Genomic DNA, 21,640 nt, shown 5'->3' on the forward strand with positions numbered 1-21,640 from the left:
ATAGCATGTAAGGCTTGATCATTAAAACAACTTTTCCTCTATTTGGCGCCGCTCTCCAACTGCGTTACCGCATTCATTATTATGGCAGCCAGATCTTCGGTTATAACTATTCTTTCTTTCGACAAAGCTTTAAGAACTGCTATGGCCTCTTTTCCTCCGATCTTTACAATAGAGGCAATGGCTCTGGTCTTATAAAAGTCTGCCCCGGTCCTAATGCTCTCAACAAAGGCCGGCAAAGCACCATTTCCCATAGCTGTAAGAATCGCGCTTGCCTGTTCACTGAGGTAATAATTATCGGATGTAAAGGCAGCCTTCAGTTCAGGAATAAATGCCTCTGCGTCCGCCCCGGATATTCTCAGCGCCTCAAGCGCCCTGTACCGGATCTGCCAGTTTGGATCATTAAGTCTCTTTCTCAGGTCCTGCGTCTTTTCCTTTCCCGGCAGGACTCCTTTTTCAAGCCCCTCATCTTCCGCTCCGTTTTGCTCAATGTATTTCAACGCTTTGGCCGCCTCTTCCCTGTATAACTGGTAAGGGCTGTTCAGCATTTCCGTTAACACAGGGATGTCTTTATTGCACCAGAAGATCTGATCCGGAAGGGGAATAATTATTGACGGAGCATTGCTCCAGTCAAATTCCGCGCGTACCGAACTGGGCATTTTTATCCGGCCGCTTTGGATCAAAAGTTTTACCGCTAGAGATTGTTTTGACAACTGCACCTGTCGAAATGCAACTATAAGGTCCTCGGCCGAACAGGAAGCGTAAGTCCTGCCGTGTGCGCCTTGAGGCACTCCTGTTTGCCGGACAAACGGCCGCACAAGCGCCTGCACCAGAACCAAAACATTTTTTGGGTCCGTATTATTCAAAACAGAAAGGGCCTCAGCACTTTCCGAGGACCCCAAGATCAGCGCGCTTTCATCCTGAAATTCCCATGATCTTGCATAAGATCCGAGCCCTGCATCAGTTAAACCCAAAGGAACTCCCTGACGTGTTTTATATATCAACATCATTATGTCCGAATTCGCTTTGCTTATTCCTGAATCTGCCAAAAGCTTTTGGAATTCCTCATCTGTTTTAGAAAGGCTAATAAAGTCAAAACTGTTCTGTCTGTACCCTGGGCCGTAAAGTTGTTCTTTATACCAGTACTTGATCAACGCCTCCGCGCCCGCATCCCCCAGCGCTAGCGCTTTATCCCAGCATTTATGTTCGATCAGCAAATAGGCGTTGACAGCGTCCTTTGTATTTTTATCAAATGCTCTCTGCCCGTCTTCATTCATTATCTCCAATAAACGCTTAGCCGACGACAGTGAGACGGCATAAGATGTGTCGCTGTTCATGATCGAGATCAGGAAAGAGATCACCTCTTGCGGCGGGTTTTTGATGCTTATAACAGCGGCCACAAACCCAACCCTGAGATCCTCTTCCATCTCTCTAAATACCGAAGAGACAGCCTTAAAAGCCTCCATATCGCCGCTTTCTTTTACAAGGGCGTATGCCGCTGCAAACCTTCTTGTGAGGTTTTCATCTGTCAGTCTCTCTTTCAAAAAGTCTATGCATTCCTTCGCACCTATTTTAGCCAGTGCTTCGGCGATATCCAGATATCCGCGCAGCTCTTTTTCATTGTAAGAATTGAACGCCTCCATCAGTACAGAAGCGCCTTTTTTGTCCCTGAAATTGCCTGTTGCAACAGCCGCCGGAAGCGTGTCCCCCTTATCCCATCCGTAATACTCAGAGTCTTTGCATGAAAAAAGCTGCTGCGCCGTTCCAAATTCCTCCAGTATAAAATTCCCGGCTTTTTCCGAATGGATTTTCCCAAGGGCTCCGATCGCGGTCGCCCTCATCCTATAGTTGCCCTGCCTGTATGCATTGATTATTGTATCGACCGCATCCTCATCCCCTGTCCTTCCCAAACACTCTATGACAAATCCTCTAAATAATTCTGCGCTAAAATCACCAAGGCCCTTAACAAGCTCTTTGTCGTCAAAAGCTGATACTATGGCAAACAAAGCTTTCTTCTCTTTGATCTCGGAAAGCAACTGGATCGAATACCTTCGAATCCACTCGCTCGTCGCAATTGGGCCTCCTTCTTTCTTTGAAACAAAGTGTATGTTTTCTATAAGAAAATCCATTCCTGAGATGTCTCCAAGCTTATAAAGGGCCATAGCAGCCTCTAAAGGAGAGTAGCCCAAACCGTTCTCTTCTTTGCGCCAGTCCCAACCCGTTTGATCGGCATGAATATAAAAATATTGATCGCAGTTTTGAAGTATCAATTTCAGCGGTGGTATAGCGCGCATATCTTTATATTTGTCAAGTTTTTCAAAGACAACATGCAGAATAGTAGAATTTTTGCACTCAAGCGCTCTAAGAATAAAATCCAAAAACTGTTCTTTGCCCGCAACTTTTTCATAGGCCAGGATCGCTTCTTCGGAGTTGGCGGCATAGTGAGGGTCCTTCATGTTGCGCTCCAGAAAAGCCAGCAGGATACCGGGGGCCCTTTTGTCTTGTGAGTTAGAAAGCAGCCATATTGCCCTGGTTTTTTCTGCCTCTGTGCCCCCTTCCAGCGCCTTTGCCCATCCAAGAAATTCGGCTTCCCTGGCCTCTGCCGCGTTTTTTGCTGAAGCAGGAACTGATGCCGCCGGCAGCTGAGCCATCCTAAGATGTGCTCCGTTATCACCGGCCTCTTCCAAAAAAGGCCTGCTTATCCTTGAAGCATCGACCGGCTCGCAACTTCTTACCTGGGGCATCTCTCTCTTTTGATTTTGGGCTGCCGACCTTACTGGTTCTATCATTTTGCTCCCTTTCCTATTTTGATAAGAGTTGACGGTCTTTCTTACGGTCTTATCGGATGTAATCGGGCACGATTTCATGGAAAAGTATGTGTCTGGCTCAATATCTTTTTGGGAGGGTGTGTCTTTTCTGCTCTATTGTTTGTCCAGGCCAAAGAGTTTGTCCACGGGTATCTTTATCGTCAGTTTATTATGCGAGGTAGTGATCTTTGCTCCCAGTTGCGGGGCTTCAAAGATCTCCGGGTTCTCAAACCTCATTATCAGAAATACCTTGTCGTCCTTTACCCCCTTTACGATAAACTGATCTTTGTTTATTATCATCGCTATTGAGGAAAGGACCTCTATCCTGGTCTGTCCTTTTGTCATTTTTTCCCGCAGATCCACCAGAAAACTAGGCGCAAGCTCTCGCTCCTGCACGATCAATATGTCGGGGAGCGGGGTCCTGGGATTTGCTATCATCTGTCCCTTATAGTAAAGCCCGCTGGAAGAGCCCCCGTCCAGGTTCATGGCATCGCGGCAGCCAAGGTCTTTCATCACCACGGCCAGTTCTTCAAAAAGGATGGGCTTGCTTATCGAAACAAAGAGCACTTTTTCGTCATAGGTAATGCCCACAGCGCTCCTGTTCCGGGGGATGAACAGATTGGGGTCCCTAAAGCCCTCCCCTTTTGCATCCAGGACCACTCTGCCGTTTGACAAAAGCAAAGGCCCGCAGGAAATGACCGCCCGGTAATTGTCCCAGTTCATGTGGCGCCACTTAGGCACCTGGATAAATTTGACCTTGTTGTCCTTTGTGATGGCCATGGCAGTTCCCATCCCGCCAAAGTAGACCAGCTGCCCGTCTATCACAATGTCCCCTATAGGCTTATAGGTTGCTTTACAGAAAAAATTACCGTTGATGGCCGCAACAGCCTGTGATCTTTCTACCATGCTCTGAAAGTTTTCCGGCCGGTTAGGAAAATCGCCTGCGACCACGGGGGTGATAAAGACCTTTGGATCCTTCAGGTCAGCGCTTACAACATCAACCGGTTTTCCTCTTATCTGTGCTCTTTTGTACTGAACGGGTTCTTCCGCAGCATAAAAACCCGCCTGAAGACACAAAATGAGAGCAAGAATTACTATTGTATAGCGCTTTATGTGCATGACAACTATATATCGTTTCCAGAAAAGGATAACTTGTGAAAATTAATAAAGATATTTGGCTAATTTATGCTATTTTTATGACTTTGCGAGGTAGTTTACCATAGAAAAGACTCCGGCTCCGGTAGCCCCCTTCGAATATGGCCCTATCTGCCTGTCAAGGACCACGGTACCTGCAATATCCATATGGACCCATGGGGTCTCCCCCACAAATTCTTTAAGAAAGACCGCAGCGGTGCTGGTCCCGGCTTTGCCCATATTTGAGCAGTTCTTTATGTCTGCAACAGAACTTTTGAGGTATTCCTTGTACTCCGGATAAAGAGGCAGCTGCCAGAGTTTTTCGCCGGATGCCTTTCCTGCTTCGATCACTTCATCAACAAATCTCTGATCGTTCCCAAGGACCCCGGTCGCCACATCCCCCAGGGCAGAGACACAGGCTCCCGTTAAAGTGGCAATGTCTATAAGTTTTGTCGCGCCCAGTTTTTTTGCATAGGTTATGCCGTCCGCCAGTATCATCCTGCCTTCGGCATCGGTAGAGATTATCTCAAGGGTCTTGCCGTCCATCGTATTTATTACATCCCCGGGCTTTAGCGCCCCTCCGTCCGGCATGTTCTCCGTCAAAGGCATTACCGCTATCACATTCTTCTTGAGCCTGAGCAAAGCTGCCGCCTCTATTGCATACAATACCGCCGCCGCCCCGGCCATATCGTGCTTCATCTCTTCCATCTTGTTCGAAGGCTTAAGGGAAATGCCTCCCGAATCAAAAGTGATCCCCTTGCCTATTAGAGCAATGACCTCTTTTGAATTCTTGTTCCCAAAGTATTTAAGAGTTATCATTTTGGGCTCTTCTGTACTGCCCCTGGCCACGGCAAGGAGGCCGCCCATTTTAAGCTGCTGCATCTCTTTTTTGCCCAGGACTTCTATTTCCAGACCGGCGGACTCAGCCGCTTTTTTTGCTGTCTTTTCAAAAATAGAAGGGGTGAGCTTGTTGGAGGGATGATCTGCCAGTTCGCGGGCCTTGTTAACTGCCTCACATATTACTGCGGTTGTTTGAGCTGCCGCGGCATATTTTTTGATATCTTTTGCGTCGGCAACGGCTATCGTAACTTGACCAAGTTCGGTCTTCTCCTCTTCCCTGCTGCTCTTATACCCTTCAAATTCGTACTGTCCTATGTAAAACCCTTCTACAAGGGCCTTCAGAACCGCCTCGGAAGGAGAGGAAGGGCAAAAGCCTGCCAGCGACACTGCAAGCTCTTCAACCTTTAATTTTTTCGCCTCTTGAACTAGCTGAGCCGCAGCCGCCCTTGCCTTGTCAGCGTCAAAGCCGTCCCTTTTGCCAAGCCCTGCGACGATCACCCTTTCTGGAGCGATCCTGTCATGGGTATGTATTACGGTAAGCGTTTTTTCTTTGCCGGAGATCTCTTTCTTTGCGATAAGGCTCTCTATCAAGCCCCCGATCGCCTTATCCAGGCCCGCCGCCGCTGCCGACGGCTTAACTGCGCCCTCAAAAACGCCCACGGCCAGAGCGCCGCATTTTATTTTTGTGATCTCCCCGCTGTCAAACAAGATCTTCATTGTTATGTATTAGAATTTTACCTTTGGGACTTCATTTGCACCTTCCGCGGCCTTGAACAGGGTTTTTTCTCTGTCAAACCCGAACATGCCCGCAAAAATGCTTGTAGGGAACCTTCTTACTGCGATGTTGTAGTTCTTAACGGTCTCGTTATACCTCATCCTCTCAACGGCTATCCTGTTCTCGGTCCCTTCTAGTGAATCGCTCAGCTGCCTGAAGTTGGCATCCGCTTTAAGATTTGGATAATTTTCCACGATCATCAAAAGCCTCGAAAGAGCTCCTTCGAGCCCGTTGGCAGCGCTAACTTTGTCGCTTGTAGAAGCAGCCCCTGCCAGCCTTGCCCTTGCGTCAGACACATTCTTGATGGCTTCTGTCTCGTGTATTTTGTACCCTTTGACCGTTTCCACCAGGTTTGGGATAAGGTCCAGCCTTCTCTGGTACTGGTTCTCTACCTGGGCCCAGGAGGCCTTTACCGACACATCCATTCCGACAAGATTATTATATACACCTATCACCCAGCCCCCTATTATGACTGCCGCGGCTATTATCCCTATTATCCAGATCCATTTTTTCGACATCAGAATCTCCTTTCCTACCAAGATCTTCCGGCCCCGCCCCCGCCCGATGATCCGCCTCCAAAGCCTCCGAACCCGCCTCCGCCGCCAAAACCTCCTCCAAAGGAGCCTCCGCCAAACCCGCCGCCCATCCACATGCCCCTTCCGATGGCGCCTCCGCCTCCTCCAAAAGAAGCGGCCAGACCAATTATAGCACCGATGGCAGCGCCAACCGCGGCAGCAATAAAATACCCGATAAAGGCTCCTGTAAGAGCAGAAAAGACAGCTTTGGAGACTTTTTTGGTCCTGTCAAAAAGCCCCATCAGGGCGGCAAACACAACGAACAACGCCGCCAAAAGCAGGAGGCCTATCAAAGAGCCCTTCTTTGCCGGAGGCTTTCCAATATCCTTGATATTGCCGGATATCCTTTTGTTGAGAGCAGCAACACCTGAGACCAGCCCTTCTCCATAATGTCCCTTCTTGAAGTGGGGAACAACTTCCTCGTCAAGCACCCTTCCGCAAAAAGAGTCGGTCAAGAGGTATTCAAGTCCGTAGCCAACCTCTATCTCCGTCCTTCTTTCTTTTTCCGCCACAAGTATAAGATAGCCGTTATCCTTGCCTTTTTCACCAAGTTTCCATTTTTCGAAGAGTTTTACCGCATAAGTTTTGGGGTCAAGAGGCTCAGTGCTCTTTACCGTGGCCACGGCCAGTTCGCAGCCGGTTTTCTTTTTGAGCAGGGCGGCCATGGAAGAGAGCTTTTCTTTAGAGGCGGGATCTATTATCCCCGCAAAGTCGTTAACATGACCAACAGGGGAAGGAAATTTAATCTCTGCGGAAAGACATGTTCCGGTAAATAGAACAAGAAAAAGAAAAATCCCGACACTGAAGTGCCGGCTCCTGTTTGAACAAAACCGGAGCCGAACCTTTAGGTTCGGGTCATTGCTACACATTGACTATTTTAGTTCTTTCTTGGCAAGACGGATGGCAGACCTGACCCGCGACCGCGCTGTCCCGCCCTCGATGTCCTTGTCGTTTATGCTGGACTCGGGAGTGATAAAATCATACACATCCTGCCCTATTCTGTCGCAGTAGAGAGCAAATTCCTTTTTGGAAAGCGCGTAAAGCTCCTTGTTGTTGTCCACGCAGTAGCGCACTATCTTTCCGACGATCTCGTGCGCTTTTCTAAAAGGGACGCCTTTTTCCACTATATAGTCGGCAAGGTCGGTTGCGGTAAGCCAGCCGGTCTCCACCGCGGCTTTCATGTTGTCCTCGTTTATCTTCATGGTCGAGACCATTTTCTGCATTATCAACAGCACTGTTTTTACCGTATCTATCGAATCGAACAGAGGCTCTTTGTCCTCCTGCATGTCCCGGTTATAGGAAAGCGGAAGGCCTTTCAGCATGGTAAGCACGGAAAAAAGATCCCCGTAGACGCGCCCGGTCTTGCCGCGCGACAGCTCCGCCACATCCGGGTTCTTTTTTTGAGGCATTATGGATGAGCCGGTAGAATAAGCATCTGCCAGTTCGATGAACTTGAACTCGCTTGAGGACCACAGGACCATCTCTTCGGCAAGCCGCGAAATATGCATCATAAGTATTGCGGCATCCGCCAAAAATTCAGCAACAAAGTCCCTGTCAGAAACAGCGTCAATACTGTTTCTGGAAATGTCCTTGAAGCCCAGCTCTTTAGCCAGCGCCCACCTGTCTATTGGGTAAGAGGAGCCTCCAAGCGCTGCAGATCCAAGGGACATGATGTCCGATCTCTCAAGACATTGCTTTAATCTTTGCCTGTCCCTGCCAAGCATCTCAAAGTGCGCCATCAGGTAGTGGGAAAACAATACCGGCTGCGCTCTCTGGGTGTGGGTGTAGCCCGGCATTATGACATCGAGGTTCTTGTCCGCAAGATGTAAAAGCGTTTTCTGGAAGGACTTGACGAGTTCAAGGATAAAAGAGATCTCCTCTTTCATGTACAGGCGAATGTCCGTCACCACCTGGTCGTTCCTGCTCTTTCCGGTATGTATCTTTTTCCCTGCCTCGCCTGTCTTCTGGGTCAGGAGCACTTCGATGTTCATGTGGATGTCTTCGTGTTCTTTTTTTATCGCCGCTTTCCCGGAGGCTATATCCTCTTTTATCTTTTTAAGGGCCGAGGTTATTTGCGAGTGCTCGGTCTTTGTCAGGACCTTTGCCGACAAAAGGGCGCCTGCCCAGGCTATATTCACATCTATGTCGTGCTTGAACAGCCTTTTGTCAAAGTGAACGGACGAATTAAAATCCTCCATCGCCAGGTCCATCTGCCCCGAAAACCTCCCGGCCCATTGCTTGTCCTTCATTTGCTTTGCCCCCTCATCTGAAGCCCAAAGAGCTTGATAAAGCCCTCCGCGTCCTTCTGGTCGTATATCTTGTCTTCTTCAAAGGTTGCCAGGTCTTTTTTGTAAAGCGAATAAGGCGATTTTCGTCCCGCAACAGAACAGCTGCCCTTATACAGCTTGAGCCTGACTGTCCCGGTCACGCGCTGCTGGGTCTTTTCGACAAAGGCATCAAGGGCCTTTTTGAGCGGGCAGAACCACTGGCCGTTGTAGACCAGTTCCGCGTATTTCTTGGACACTATTTCCTTATAGTGAGAGGTTTCTTTGTCAAGGGTTATGGATTCCAGCGCCCTGTGCGCGGCATACAGGATGGTTCCTCCGGGAGTTTCATAAACCCCGCGCGACTTTATGCCCACAAGTCGGTTCTCGACAATATCGACCCTGCCTATACCGTTGCATCCGCCGATCCTATTAAGGTGTTCTATCAGCGCCGCGGGAGCCATCTTTTTGCCGTTAACGCTGACAGGCTCTCCTTTGCTAAAGCCTATCTCAACATATGACGGCCTGTTGGGGGCTTTTTCCGGAGAAGCCGTAAGAATGAACATGCCCTCGTCCGGTTCATTGTAGGGATCTTCCAGTATCCCGCCCTCGTAGCTTATGTGCCACAGGTTCCTGTCCATGGAATAAGGTTTTCCCTTGGCAAATTTGAGCGGAATGCCGTTGTCTTTGGCATACTGCAGCTCTTCTTCCCGGGACTTTAGTTCCCACTCCCTCCAGGGGGCTATTATCCTTAGTTCCGGGGCCAGCGCCATGAATGTGAGTTCAAACCTTACCTGGTCGTTGCCTTTGCCGGTAGCCCCGTGTACAACTGCCTCGGCCTTTTCCTTTTTGGCTATCTCCACCTGCTTTTTGGCTATCAAAGGACGCGCTATAGAGGTGCCCATCAGGTACTCGCCTTCATAAACCGCTCCGGCCTTGAGCATCTTAAAGATGTATTCACTTGCAAATTCGGAGCGCAGGTCCTCTATATAGATCTTCGAAGCCCCTGTCTTCAGAGCTTTTTGCTTCAATCCTTTTAGTTCTTCCGCCTGACCCACATCCGCCGCAAAGCAGACCACCTCGCAGCCGTAATTATCCTTGAGCCACTTTATCATTATCGAGGTATCCAGGCCGCCTGAATAGGCAAGGACTACTTTATTTATTTTATCTCCCATAATAGATCTCCTAATCTTGTACAGACGCCCCGCCGGGGCGTCTGTCCGCCAATAATTTCACGAGCACAGCTTTTTGCACATGCAGCCTGTTCTCGGCCTGGTCAAATACGATGGAATTTGGGCTTTCGATGACCTCATTTGTGATCTCATCCCCGCGATGGGCCGGAAGGCAATGCATGACCAACGGTAAATTGCGTTGGGGCGAACGGCCGTTTGCCCTTATCAAATCCATATTTACCTGAAATTTTGCAAAATCCTTTTTTCTCTTTTTTGTTTCCTTTTCCTGCCCCATCGACGCCCAGACATCGGTGTAGATAACATCCGCGTCTTTGACGGCTTCTTTTGGATCATGCGAGATCTCGCAACCCTCCATCTCATACCCCTTGGGACAGCAAAGAAGGAACTTTATCCCTGTTTTCTTGCACAATTCATTGAGCGAGCGCGCCACATTATTCCCGTCCCCGACAAATACAACCCTAAGATCATTCTCCTTGCCCCTTGCCCCTTGACCCTTGACCCTTTCCCGTATCGTATATACATCCGCCAGCGCCTGGCACGGATGCGCCTTGTCCGACAGGGCATTGATAACAGGGACTGTGGCATATTTTGCCATTTCTTCAACTTTGGAATGTTCAAAGGTGCGGTAGATTATGCAGTCCACATACCGGGAAAGCGTGCGGGCCACATCGGCCTCGGACTCCCGGCTGCCTATCTGGAGCATCGACTCGGAAAGTGAAACTGCATGCCCGCCAAGCTGGAACATCCCCACTTCAAAAGAGACCCGCGTCCTGTTGGAGGGCTTTTCAAAGATCATCGCCGCGGTCTTGCCTTTAAGCAGAGGCTTTAGCGGCTCTTTCTTTAGCTCTGCCGTAAGGTTATATATTTCTTCTATAAAGGAAGAAGACAGCTCATTAATTGAAAGCAGGTTCATTATAGAGGTAAATATAGCATAATAAGGGGGGTAAAATCAAAAAACCATAAGATTCTTATTGCAGTGTGTGCCCAAATCTTATGGCATTGCGAATAGGGATTTTTTGGCCGGGATCGTTAAAAGGGACTACCTGTCCATAAGAATTATCATCCGGACATTTGCCAAGTACTACAGCAAAAATGTTTTGCAGAGCCAGAAAACCCCAGCTTCTGCTGTCAAAGGAGTTTTCCCTGTTATCCCCGACCACAAAACAGTGGTCTCTCGGTATTGTTCCCATCTCGGTTTTATCCCCGGATATCCCGGCGATGCGCTTGATACTTGCTCCCAGATCCCTTGGGGACCAAAAAGCCACGATGTCTTCTGTCCACGGCAGGTCCGGATCAAGAACTCCCCCCAGATACATCTTTTCCAGGCAAACAACCCTGTCGCTGATCGTTAATGCCGGGGACATGGAATTTCTTATGATGGACCCGACAAAAACCCTGGGAAAAAGGTTGACCGCCAAACGCTGGACAAAGAGCTCTACGGGAGAAAGGTCCTGAAAGACTTTAAGGTGGACCTTTTCGCCGGGATAAACGCTGTCCCTTTCCAGCTGCTCAGCAAATCTGAACACCGGCGTCCTTAGACACTGGGGAAGATGTCTTTCTATCCTGCCTCTTTTGGAATCCAGTATGGAAGCGAATCTGACGCTTGGCATTGCTGAAAGTTATATCGAGTTCAAAAAGCGGGGATTTCACAGCGGGCAGTTATTTTCGCAATTCTTTTTTAACTGCCTCCGCCTTTCCTAAGTTGGGCCAGTTCGGCATTGACCTGTTTTGTGCTTTCATCAAGGAGACCGGAAATAAATCCGCCATTGAGAACCGCATTACTTGTCAGGCCGTTGAGCGCCTTCATATTTGCCACAAAGTCGTCGGAAATATTAACCTGGGTTCCCCTTGCCACATAAAGAGAAAGCAGATATTTGACACATCCGGAAATATAGAGAGCGAACTCATTATTTGTGGTTTTTAGTTCTTCCCAACTGATCTCTGTTTTATTAAGTAAGAGGTCCCTCATAAGCACTGCAAGCGTTGCCCTTTGAGCTTCTGTAATAACACTCTGTCCTTTAAGCCCGTTCAATTTAGCATCAAGAGCTCCTATGAGGGAAACATTGGGCATCAAATAATCTTCCCCCGCGTTCAGGAAAAGGTGGCTTAACAGTTTCTCAAAATTATCATCGCTAATGTCGCCCAGCCTTTGTCTGAAAGCAGATCTGTTTATCGTCCTCAACATAGAGATCTTTCCCTGCGGTGAAACTTCTAACCCTCTGTTTAAAAAAGTATCTTTCATAAGTCCCAATTTTGCAAAATAGCCTCCGTCCCCATAATAGATGTCTTTGATCTTTTTGATCTCCGCGGAACAATCTGCCGCGTATTTCTTTTTGGCCCTTTCTACATACGCCGGTTTTTTATACGGATCAGCGTTCTGATAAGCAGTATAGTCCTCCGCACTTAGATTTCTCCGCAAAAAAGCATCACAGTACTCGACCGCTCCAAGCAGCACTTCTCCGGCCTGACCGCCGGCCCTTGCCGTTTCTTCCCATGATAAAGAAGGCGACACTTGATATGTTTTCCAGTAATCTCTCGGGTGGCAGGTAATGCCTGGATTGTCTATATAGATCTGCGCAAGATTCCTGGGAATAACCTCATGCCTGTCTATTCTGTTCATATAGCGCGTGACAAATTCGCTCCTGTATATGTCCGGGAGCAGTTTGGCAAAAGCTTCCCTGTCTCCTCCCTGGGACTTTGGCAGAAGCAGCCATCTCCAGTTTGGAAGGTTATGATCGAGGAAAGCGATTATGTCCTGGTCCCCTCTAAACCGGGGGGAGCTGCTGTTTTCTTCATTGCCGAACATTTTGCTTACCTGAACTCTTAAACCCTGCCGTTTATCGGGCGTCGCAGCTTTAAAAGCGAAAAGAGAATTCAACTGGGCCATAAAACCATAATTGGCAATTTTTGAATCGGCCCCCGTTGAGTTCCAAAAACCTGGGTCATAATACCGATACCTTCTTTGAAAACAGCCATAGCTAATTTGCTGAAGTCTTGACTGGTCGTTGGAAAAATTAATTGTTTCCTGTATTACCTGAGGCGATAGTATGCCATAGACCTTTTCGGGGTGCTCCTCAAGCACTTTAAGTATGACCTCTCTCAATTCGGTTTCCAATCGGGCCTTTTCCTCCTTTTCCTGTTCTGTCCTTGGCGATGCAAGTTCGAGAAGCCTTGCTGCTTTTCCTCTATTGCCTCCAACACCAAAAAACCAGCTGCCTGTAAGGTGATTGGCCTTGAACCCGGCGACAAATTCTTCTAGTCCTAGACCGGCCTCCTCTTGTCTTAGTCTGTTCTCGAGCCTTCTCAGCACCACGGTCGAGGCCTGCAATCTTAATGTTGCCTGAATGTTGGACTCATCAAGCCCTCTTCTCAAGGTAGGGGCTATCCAGCCGTTGGCCGCGGCTTTTATCCCGACCCCATTAAGTCTCTCAATCTCCAGTTGAGTCAGCACTTGTATGTTGTCCTTGTTCACATTGTAATAGTGTATTGTCCCGGCGATCTCTCCTCCTACAAAAGCCGCTCCGGCAACGATGGCACATATACCTCCGGTTGCTATTATTGACCCCCCGGTTATTACACCTCCTGCTCCAAGACCCGCAGCAGCAGATGCTCCTTCTGCGCCTCCCGTAATAGCGGCAAGCAACAGATGTCCGCCGCCTCCAAGGATAAAGCCCGCGGCTTCTGCTGCAAGTACTTTCCTTAGGGAATCTCCCATGTTGTTACCGGGTTCCAGCCCAGCGTTAAATCCATGCAGGGCGGAAAACAGGACCCCCATTCCTAAGCCTAGCCCTCTGCTCCATGCCGCAGACATGGCAGGATTGGCCCCAAGCCTTGCCGCCAGACCCGGGAACAAAAACTTGATCAGAGACATAGAAAGTTTTGGCCCATAGTGCAGTCCTGCAACGAATAACAGATTGTTCCTCTGTCTAACCCAGAATTCCTCGTTAATAACAGGCAAATGTCCTTCCCCGATCACATTAAGCAATTCCAAAAGAGCCACATCTCTACCGATATGCCCCCAAGTGTTCAATTCTCCAAGAACTCTCACTCTATAGTTTGGAGCTTCTGGGACTCCTGGCAAAGCCCTTTCAGCTCTAACTTCAGCTGCCGCATTCCCGGATTCGGCAGAACTTGCAGGCGCCGCCGTCCTTGGAGCTTCGGGAGACGGCCTTGCCGCAGGTTCAGACGCAGGCCTTGCCGGTTCAGCAGACACCTGGCCAGCTGGTCTTGCGGCTTCAGCTGTGGCAGGCGCGGATTCGGCAGGCCTTGCGGGCGCACCCGTCCCAGCTTCAGCAGTTGGCCTTGGAGCGGGTTCTGGCGCTGTTGCAGTCCCAGGCGCCGGCCTTGCCGCGGGTTCAGACGCAGGTCTTGCCGGTTCAGCAGACCCCTGGACGGCAGCTCCGCCTCTGCCAACTTCCTCTATATTCGTAACTCTTAAGGGCTCTTCTGACGGAACACCACTAACAGGTCTGCGAGCGTCGGGCCTGCCGTTCCTCTCGAACAGGTCGCCGGCTTCACTGGCAACATCGTGAATGCCTTCAGCATTCCCTCTTTCTCTCAGGTGTATCTCAACCATTTCATGAAGAAGATCGCTCTCAAAATTCCGGGAACCGAATTCCGAAGCCCTTATGTATACATCATATCCGCCCTTGCCGTCCGCTTTCCAGACCATGCCGCCTTCCAGTGATGAAGGCCATTTAGCATCCGGAACCGTTTTGAACCTTATCGCCCGCTCTCCCGAAGCGGCCGCTTTTGCTCTTGTTTCTTCAGAAAACCACTGTTCCTGCGCAAGATTGTCCAGCGCCGTTTGTATCTTTGCATTGGCGGCGGCGTCAACAGCAGCCCCGTGCAGGCTAATGGTTGCCGCCTGGCCTCTCGAAAGCTTTCCGGACCTTGCGCCTCCTTCCTCCGGAGGAACATCAGCCGCAAGAGGCAGTTCCTCTGCAGCGGCAAAAGGAGCGTCCGGCAGGCCAAGCAAAGGCTGTCTTAAGGCAGGCTGCCCGCCGGCAACAGGAGCCGCCGCTTCCCCGGCTCCCGCGGCAGCTGCCGCGGGCCTCTGCGCTCTGGCAAGCGCTTCAAGCCTCGGACATTCAAACATGACAAATCTTTGCATCATCCTTTGATCAGTATGATTTGAAATGTGCTCCCTCATCCTCTGAAAAACCCCGAGGAACTCGTTGACTATATTTTGTCTTACAACATCGGGAAGATTTCTTAACCTTTCGATCATGTCAAGGTCCAGCGCAGGGGAACTTTCCCTCAGTATTCTTACCGCCTCATCCATTGTCATGAACTGGTCCCCGGCAAGATCAACGGCTCTTCTTAGCGCAAGATCAAGTTGATACATGGGTGTTCTGTCAACAAAGCCTCCCGCATTCCTGACGTTGAACATGGATACTACCCCGTATTCCGTCAGGGAAAATCTAAGATCTGACAAATGCACGCCCATCCCCTGCCTGATCAGTTCGAGCTGTGCAAGAGAAGGAAGCACGCCTCCGTGCTGGCCCGTCCTGATAGCCTCTCTTACCGCTCTCAATCCCTCGGGGGTATCAGCCAACATCAGCCTGGTAAGATACTCTCCTCTTATTTCCACCGACTTGCCGTCACTAAACCTTATCCTGTAATTGCGCTCCGCCGTATATTGGCCGCCGAGATTATCAGCGGCAGGGTCAAAAACCACAAGGTCATTGCCCGAAAATTGTCTTGGCCAGGGATCGCTCATTTGAACCACAAAGTCAAAAGTATTTGTCCTTAAACCTCTTGTTACCGTTCTTAACACATCTGAGGGGGCGCCCTGGGGTCCGGCCAAGGTAACATGATTTGCCCTGAGCACGCGCCCTCCCGAGATCCGGCTTAAACCCTCTCTTGCAAAAGTATCGACACTATCAAAAAAAGCGTCCAAACCAAGCTGGCGCGGGGACCCCAGAGGCTCATGGAAAAGTCTTCTTGCGGCGCTCCTCATTCCCTGGCCCAGTCTTTCAAGCGGAGAAAGGTCCCTTAAGCCTCCTTCTATCAAAACTTCCCCGAGTGAAGCCTCTGCTCCATAGATGTCCGTAACGGTCAACTGAGGTCCGGTACTGCCGCCAAAAAGACGCCTAACGCCTCTAAATAAATTCCCAAGCGTAAGATCGGCAATATCTACGACCCTCGAGCCTACAAGGCTCGCCCTTTCCGGGTTCTGTCCGGTTATCTTTCTCCAAAGATAACTGTTAAGAAAAGGCTCGGTGAGAGGTTCAAATATATAGCGCAGCGTTCCTTCGGGAAGCCCCCGCAGCCCCGCTCTGTTCAACTGGCCGTTCCTTAACAACTCCACTCCCGCCCTTGAGGCCCTTGCGGATACTCTTATCAGATCTATGACGCTTGTCAGCCCAACGCCAAAAGTGGCCCTTGAGATCTGGGCTGAGCCGATAAGGATGGGAAGCATCGTAAAAAGTCTGGCAAAAGCTTCCGCGGGGTCCTGGGATTCTCTTGCGGTATCTTTTATCAATCTGAACAGTTCAAGACCTGATTCCCATCTTAGGAAATGCCATACCGTTTTTAGTGCCTCTATGGAAAATTTCTTGAAACCATCGTAATCCCCGTTCAAAAGGCAGTTGACGGCCTTGGAAGAATAATCCGCGAACATTGCCGCTATGTCCAAAGGAATAAGATAATACCAATCAACAAGCGTATCTAAATAGCCTCTGCCCAGGCTTTTCCCTATGTCGTCCAGATCGCTTAACTGCAGCCCGTCCTTCAAAAATCCGCTTCGGAAAAGGTTTGTCACATCGTCCCAGGTTTTGGCGGCCAGCGCGGCTCCCGGTATGGAGCCTTTTACAAAATGAGTTACCCTGAAGCTGCTGTTGCCGTCATCCTTGACAAAGGTCTGAGGGTCAAAGCCCTGGTACGGGCAGTCAAATAACTCTATCGGTGGGGCGGGCTGAGGCAGCGTTCCCCTTATTGCCAGATAGTCCAGAAGCATTACCGAAAGGACATACCTGCTGTCAAAACCTCCTCCCGACATTTTGGACACGCCCTCGTAGTGTTCGGGATTGAACAGTACAAGGCTCTGGCCCTTTTCCTTCAGTTCTCCGGCAAACCTTCTCAGTTGTTCAAAATATTGATGCCACTGCCTGTATCTTAATCCCGGCTCCGTGGGTTTTGTCAGTTCATCGGCTTTTCCGCCAAGCCCGTATCTATCTATCTGTATAAGCTCATTTTCTGCTAATCCTATAAAAGCGAGTATGTCGTCCCCGCTTACGGAATTCTGAGCCTTAAAATAATCCCCTGCCGATCCGCTGAGCTGGCCGATAAAATATCTTGCCGGGTCGTGGTAGCCGACCACCTGTTTAAGATAAGACCCCACAGGCTGGGAATAACCTCCTCTTTGCGAAAGCCTCCTGGTAAAAGCGCTTCCCGCCTGAGACCAAAAGCCTCTTTCGGCAAAAAGGGAATCTATCACCTGGGGATACGAAGAAGGCCCTGTTTCGCGCCTGCCGGCTTCCGGCCTTACGCCGGTAAGGGCTCCTCCCACAAGGAATTGAACGGCTGTCCAGATCCCGCCCGACAGGGCGCCCGGAGCCGCGGCAATGGTCCTTAGCCAGTTAATGTTCTTCCAGTCCTGGTCAAGCCCGTTCAACAGTATCTGAAAGGCAAGTTTTGCGCGGGTCACTTCATGCTCTTCTCCGACACAAACCTCGAAAGAGTTGAACCCGCCCGATGCTTCCATGCCTTCTTCAACTACCTGAACAAGATCGTCCCATATAATATGACCGTCAATATCGACAAGCCTTGTTCTGTCGCTGACCCTGAACAGTTCTCTAAAATAGCTGCTGTAGTTATAGATCCCCGGCAGAGTCCTCAGCCTGTCCCAGAGCTTTTTGTCTATGCTTCCGTCAAATATATATGTGTAGACCTTATTGGCCTCTATTTCTAGGCGGACCATCTCTTTTTTGGCGTCCACAAGGCGCTGTTTAAGGTTTTTTATCTCTTCCTTAAGGGCCGAAAAATCCTCGCTCAAAAAGATCTCTTCTTTTGTGTCATACAAAAGATGGGACAACAGCCTCTTTATCTCTTCTTCATTTTTCGGCTTTATCCGTCCTTCCCTGATCTGTTTGCGTATAAGAGCGATTATCTGCCCTTCCAGCTGTTTTATCCCGCCCCTTAAGGAATCTATGGCCGTCTGGATCTCTTTTAACCTCGAAACGGTCTCATCCGTAAAGAAATGCATCTTCAGCAAAGAGATGAGCCAGGACTGAGCCCCCATCTGCTGGACCAGGTTCGAGGCATCTATTCCCGCCTCGCGGTTGCCGGAGGAAATGGCATAGAGCAGTGTCGCTCCAAACCCCTGGCTTGCGTCCCTTTTCTTGACAAGGTCCCTCATGACAAGGCTTGTCTGAAGCCCGTAGGCGATCTTTTTAAGTATGTTTAGAACACTGTAATAGAGCTTGGAGAGCTCGGGATCCCCGGAAAAAAGAGCTTCGACCCTTTCTTCGGGGCCAAGCGACAGGATGTAAGAACCCTTCTTCTCCAGGAGGTCGGCAAATTTGTTGAGATCATTTATCTCCTTTTCGGAAAGCCCCTGTTTGAACGGCTTCAAAAAACCGCTGACCCTGGCAAGGATCATCCTGCCGAGGTCGTTTATCTTTGACCCCCCGCTAAGGGACGATAAAGCCTTGACATCCTCTTCGCTAAGCAGGGTTTGATAACCGGCGCACCACTGTCTGACCTTTATTAACAGGGATCTCTCTTCCGCAGTTAAAGCCCCGGTACCGGTCCCGCGGCTTAAGATCGCGGTCAAGTCTTTTTCGGTCAATCTTCTTATCAGGTTTATCTCTTCGTCGTCGGCAAGCACTCCGTTTATCAGATAATTAGACCCGCCGAACACCCTTGCCGCCGCTCTTATGTGGGCGCCGCACATTTCATTGACGGGAGGATCGACCTCTTCCCTGCCGTAAGAAGAGACCCCGGCGCTCTGGACCCCGGGCAGCCCCGCAAGCGGATATCCTGTTCCGGAGATCGCCGACACGATCGCGGACAATGGAGCTTCTTTAGCGTACCGTTCTACAGTGTGGGTCCGCTCATCCGGACGGTACCCATCCGCGGACGGATCAGGCAGATTCCCCGGTTTTATCCGGACGCCCTGTCCCGACGGTCCTGCCACCATTTCGTAAGCAACGGGGGAGTTCTTGAAAAATTCCATTTTTTCATAAGCCCGCAGAGCCTCGCCGTCAATTATGATCCTGTCGACCAGGCGGTTGGAAAAGTCGCTGCCAAAAACAAAGTCGTCATGCTGCCTTCTTATAAGAGAGGTATACCTTTCCGCCGTTTCGGCAGCGGCAGTCCGGGCTTCAACATACCGACCCTTGCGGGTTTCATCTGCGTCTATTCCCGCAAAGGCCATTCCCAGGGCCTGCACCACGACCCTCTGAGCAGAATCCTGCTGCACCCCATCGGGGACCATAACGGCAAGGTTTTGCGCCAGGATAACTTCGTCAACCGTCAATCCTGTGCCGGCGATCCTGCCCACAATAGAAGCGGTTTCGTTAAGCCTTCTGGAATATTCCGGATCAAGGTCCAGGGTCTTAAGGTCATATATGTCCCCGTCCTTGAGCCCGGCGCTTCGGAACAGGTCCTCGGTGGTCCTATTCAAAGGATCGGCAACAGAAAGGTTATATTCTCTCAAAAGAGTTAATTCTTCCTGTGAAATGAACCTTCTGAACTCGATCCCCAGCGCCGCCAGCTTTAGGATCTCGTCCGGCCCCCTGAATCCGGCCTGCTCAAGTATCCTCGAAGGGTCGCTTTCATCCGTTATCCTGGTATTTTCTTCGTTAAGCCTTGCCTGTTCCAGGTATTTTTCTACCTCTGCGACCGCGTCTTCCCTGGTGATGCTGCCCCGTGCCACTCCTTCCGCTATAACGCAGAAAAATATGAGTTTCCGCTGGATCTTTGCCAGAGCCCTCCCGCTGGCCGTATCCTGGTCAAAACCCTTTTCGTCCAGAAGTTTGTCCCTGAGAGCAACAAGTCTTTTCCGCCACTGCACTTTCTGGTCCTGGCTAAGGTCCTGGGTCGATCTGGTAAGATTGGCCGGGGATGTGTTCAAGAAAGACATCGCCAGCTCAAGTATCCTTCTGCGGTTGGGCCCGGTCAGTAAAGCCGATCCCTGGCCGAACACTGAACCTGTGGAAATAAGATATGCCAGTCTCGCCGCTTCCGCCTGTTCGCTTATGTCCCTGGGGGTCTGAGGTTTTACGCCTTCGGAGATCCTTGTGAGAGAATCGCCCGTCATATCGTCAGGCTTCAAAGAACGCCTCTCCTGCAGTGCTTGAGAATCGGGGAAATATCCCTCATAAGAAGGATTGCTTCTCAGGTTCCTTAACGCTTCATAGGTATAATTGTCTATCCTTCCGGTAACGGCCGAAAAAGCGGGGTTGATCCTGCTTATCAGTTTTTGAACGAACATCAGGAACGGGTTTGGCTCCGAAGCCGACTGCGCTTCACTGCCATCCTTTAAGGTGTGAACGCTTGAGCACAGCTGCTCGATCTCTCTGTTGCCTTTCGAAAGGTATAAGCTTATTGTCAGCCTGCTCCTTCTACCGCTGTCATCCTTTTCTTCCGAGACATCGATGATAAAGGCCCAAAAGCCTTTTTCTACCATTGATATCGCATGCTCCGCTTCGGCCCTGCTTAAGGGGGTAAATCCCGAAAGCAGCTCTGTTCTTGTCTCTTTTATTGCGGCGGCAATAAGCGGATCATCAAAAGTCCGGTACCTGAAAAAGTCATGCGGCGGAATAGTTCTGCTTTCCGAAGGATCTATGTCCAGGGAAAAGAGGCCTTCGGCTTGTTCGCTCATGATAACGCCAGCCGCTCTCTGACTGTCGATGGCCAGGATCTTGCCCTTGCGGATGTTGAACTTTAGTGATTCCACATCGTAGCCGGCAGCTTCCAGAAGGCCGGCATTTGCTTCTATTTCCTGGATGGCTTTTGCCTTTTCAGCGTCGCTGGTCCCGTACGCCTGCAGGCCCATTACAAACTTTTCCGCCTGATCGGTCACTGCCTTCATGCGGCCGGCAATGGAATTTAATTGGGGATCGTCCATTGCTTTAAGCCTTGCCTCCCAGATGCCGGAAGCCAGTCCCTGTATTTCCGTCAGCATTCCTTTGTAGGCTTCGATGTCGAGCTCTTTTATCCTTGCAAGCCCCTGCCTTGCAGCCTCATACCTCATCTTGGTCATAAGCCCCCAAACAGCCGCGGCAGACCGCCTGACGCTCGAAGCCAAAGACAGCGAAGCCTCCGGCCCCAGCCTCTTTGCCGCCATGCCGACAAGCATCTCCACCGCCGCGTCCTCATCAAGAGGAAGGGCAAAAAACACATCGATCACCGCGTCATCAAAAAGGGTGCCCGAGTCAATAAAGTCCTTAAAAAGGTCTCTTGCCTCCTGCTGCGAAAGGCTCCCCTCCGCTCTGTCCTTCCACATTTCCGCAAAACTCTTCCTGACATGGGGAACGGTTTCGCCGCTGTATTTGTATTGTCTTCCACCCAGCAGGTACGCGATCGAGGCCTGTTCTTTGCTGGCGTTGTACAGATCAAGATATCGCGCAGCGTAAAAAAGATCTATGCCTTTTGCGGTAAGATACTTCCTTCCTTCGTGGGTTATCCTAAGCGCATCGTTCCTCAGGTTCAAAGAATATGAGATGGGCCTTAAGCTTCTTATACAGTCTCTTACGGCGTCCTCGCTGTAATCGGCATTGATCAGGGCGGCAAGGTTCTCTTCCGTCATAAGCTCAAAGGCTTTTTCCCTGTCGCCGGACGCTATCCTCTCATTTATCAGCCTGATGATGCCTCTTGCCTTTAAGACTTCCTCATATTTGGCCTGAAGCGATCCACCTATGCCTAAAGGCGCCTGGCACGGTTCGGCAGGACATTGGTCCGTATTTCCACCGGGGGCAAGAGGCCGCTCAGCATCGGCAGGGGCCGCCGGCGCATCAGCGCCGGGAGTGCGCTGCAGTCTTTGCAGCCCGGCTCCCTGGCTTCCTTGTATATTTGAAGTTTCGCCGGCCATAACCTTTACCATCCC

Annotated in this window: 10 protein-coding genes; all 10 read right to left on the minus strand. The window is 50.2% G+C overall.

The features are described 5' to 3' along the window. Positions 1–38: 38 nt before the first annotated feature. Positions 39–2,786 (minus strand): HEAT repeat domain-containing protein, encoded by a 2,748-nt coding sequence (locus WC490_00375; protein MFA5097071.1) that lies wholly within the window; start codon positions 2,784–2,786, stop codon positions 39–41. Positions 2,787–2,918: 132 nt separating this feature from the next. Further along, complete coding sequence (locus tag WC490_00380; protein MFA5097072.1) at positions 2,919–3,923, minus strand: phosphodiester glycosidase family protein; 1,005 nt, start codon at positions 3,921–3,923, stop codon at positions 2,919–2,921. A 75-nt stretch (positions 3,924–3,998) separates the two neighbouring features. Further along, the gene (locus WC490_00385; protein MFA5097073.1) at positions 3,999–5,495 is read right to left on the minus strand and encodes a leucyl aminopeptidase; all 1,497 of its coding nucleotides are present in this window, start codon (positions 5,493–5,495) and stop codon (positions 3,999–4,001) included. A 9-nt stretch (positions 5,496–5,504) separates the two neighbouring features. Further along, the gene (locus WC490_00390; protein MFA5097074.1) at positions 5,505–6,071 is read right to left on the minus strand and encodes a LemA family protein; all 567 of its coding nucleotides are present in this window, start codon (positions 6,069–6,071) and stop codon (positions 5,505–5,507) included. A gap of 14 nt (positions 6,072–6,085) precedes the next feature. Further along, the gene (locus WC490_00395) at positions 6,086–6,997 is read right to left on the minus strand and encodes a TPM domain-containing protein (protein MFA5097075.1); all 912 of its coding nucleotides are present in this window, start codon (positions 6,995–6,997) and stop codon (positions 6,086–6,088) included. A 3-nt stretch (positions 6,998–7,000) separates the two neighbouring features. Continuing rightward, the gene (gene argH / locus WC490_00400) at positions 7,001–8,377 is read right to left on the minus strand and encodes an argininosuccinate lyase (GenBank protein MFA5097076.1); all 1,377 of its coding nucleotides are present in this window, start codon (positions 8,375–8,377) and stop codon (positions 7,001–7,003) included. Further along, the gene (locus tag WC490_00405; GenBank protein ID MFA5097077.1) at positions 8,374–9,567 is read right to left on the minus strand and encodes an argininosuccinate synthase; all 1,194 of its coding nucleotides are present in this window, start codon (positions 9,565–9,567) and stop codon (positions 8,374–8,376) included. Before WC490_00405 ends, argH begins: the two co-directional genes overlap by 4 nt. Positions 9,568–9,577: 10 nt before the next feature. Continuing rightward, a complete protein-coding gene (argF, locus tag WC490_00410; GenBank protein ID MFA5097078.1) occupies positions 9,578–10,498 on the minus strand; it encodes an ornithine carbamoyltransferase in 921 nt (306 codons plus the stop codon). Between the two features lie 55 nt (positions 10,499–10,553). Further along, positions 10,554–11,195, minus strand: a complete 642-nt coding sequence (locus WC490_00415) for a S26 family signal peptidase (GenBank protein MFA5097079.1) — start codon at positions 11,193–11,195, stop codon at positions 10,554–10,556. A gap of 68 nt (positions 11,196–11,263) precedes the next feature. Then, positions 11,264–21,637 carry a hypothetical protein gene (locus tag WC490_00420; protein ID MFA5097080.1) on the minus strand — a complete coding sequence of 3,458 codons (10,374 nt, stop codon included), beginning with the start codon at positions 21,635–21,637 and terminating at the stop codon, positions 11,264–11,266. Positions 21,638–21,640: the final 3 nt, after the last annotated feature.

The organism is Candidatus Margulisiibacteriota bacterium (assembly GCA_041650635.1).
In the GTDB taxonomy this organism is placed as follows: domain Bacteria; phylum Margulisbacteria; class WOR-1; order JAKLHX01; family JBAZKV01; genus JBAZKV01.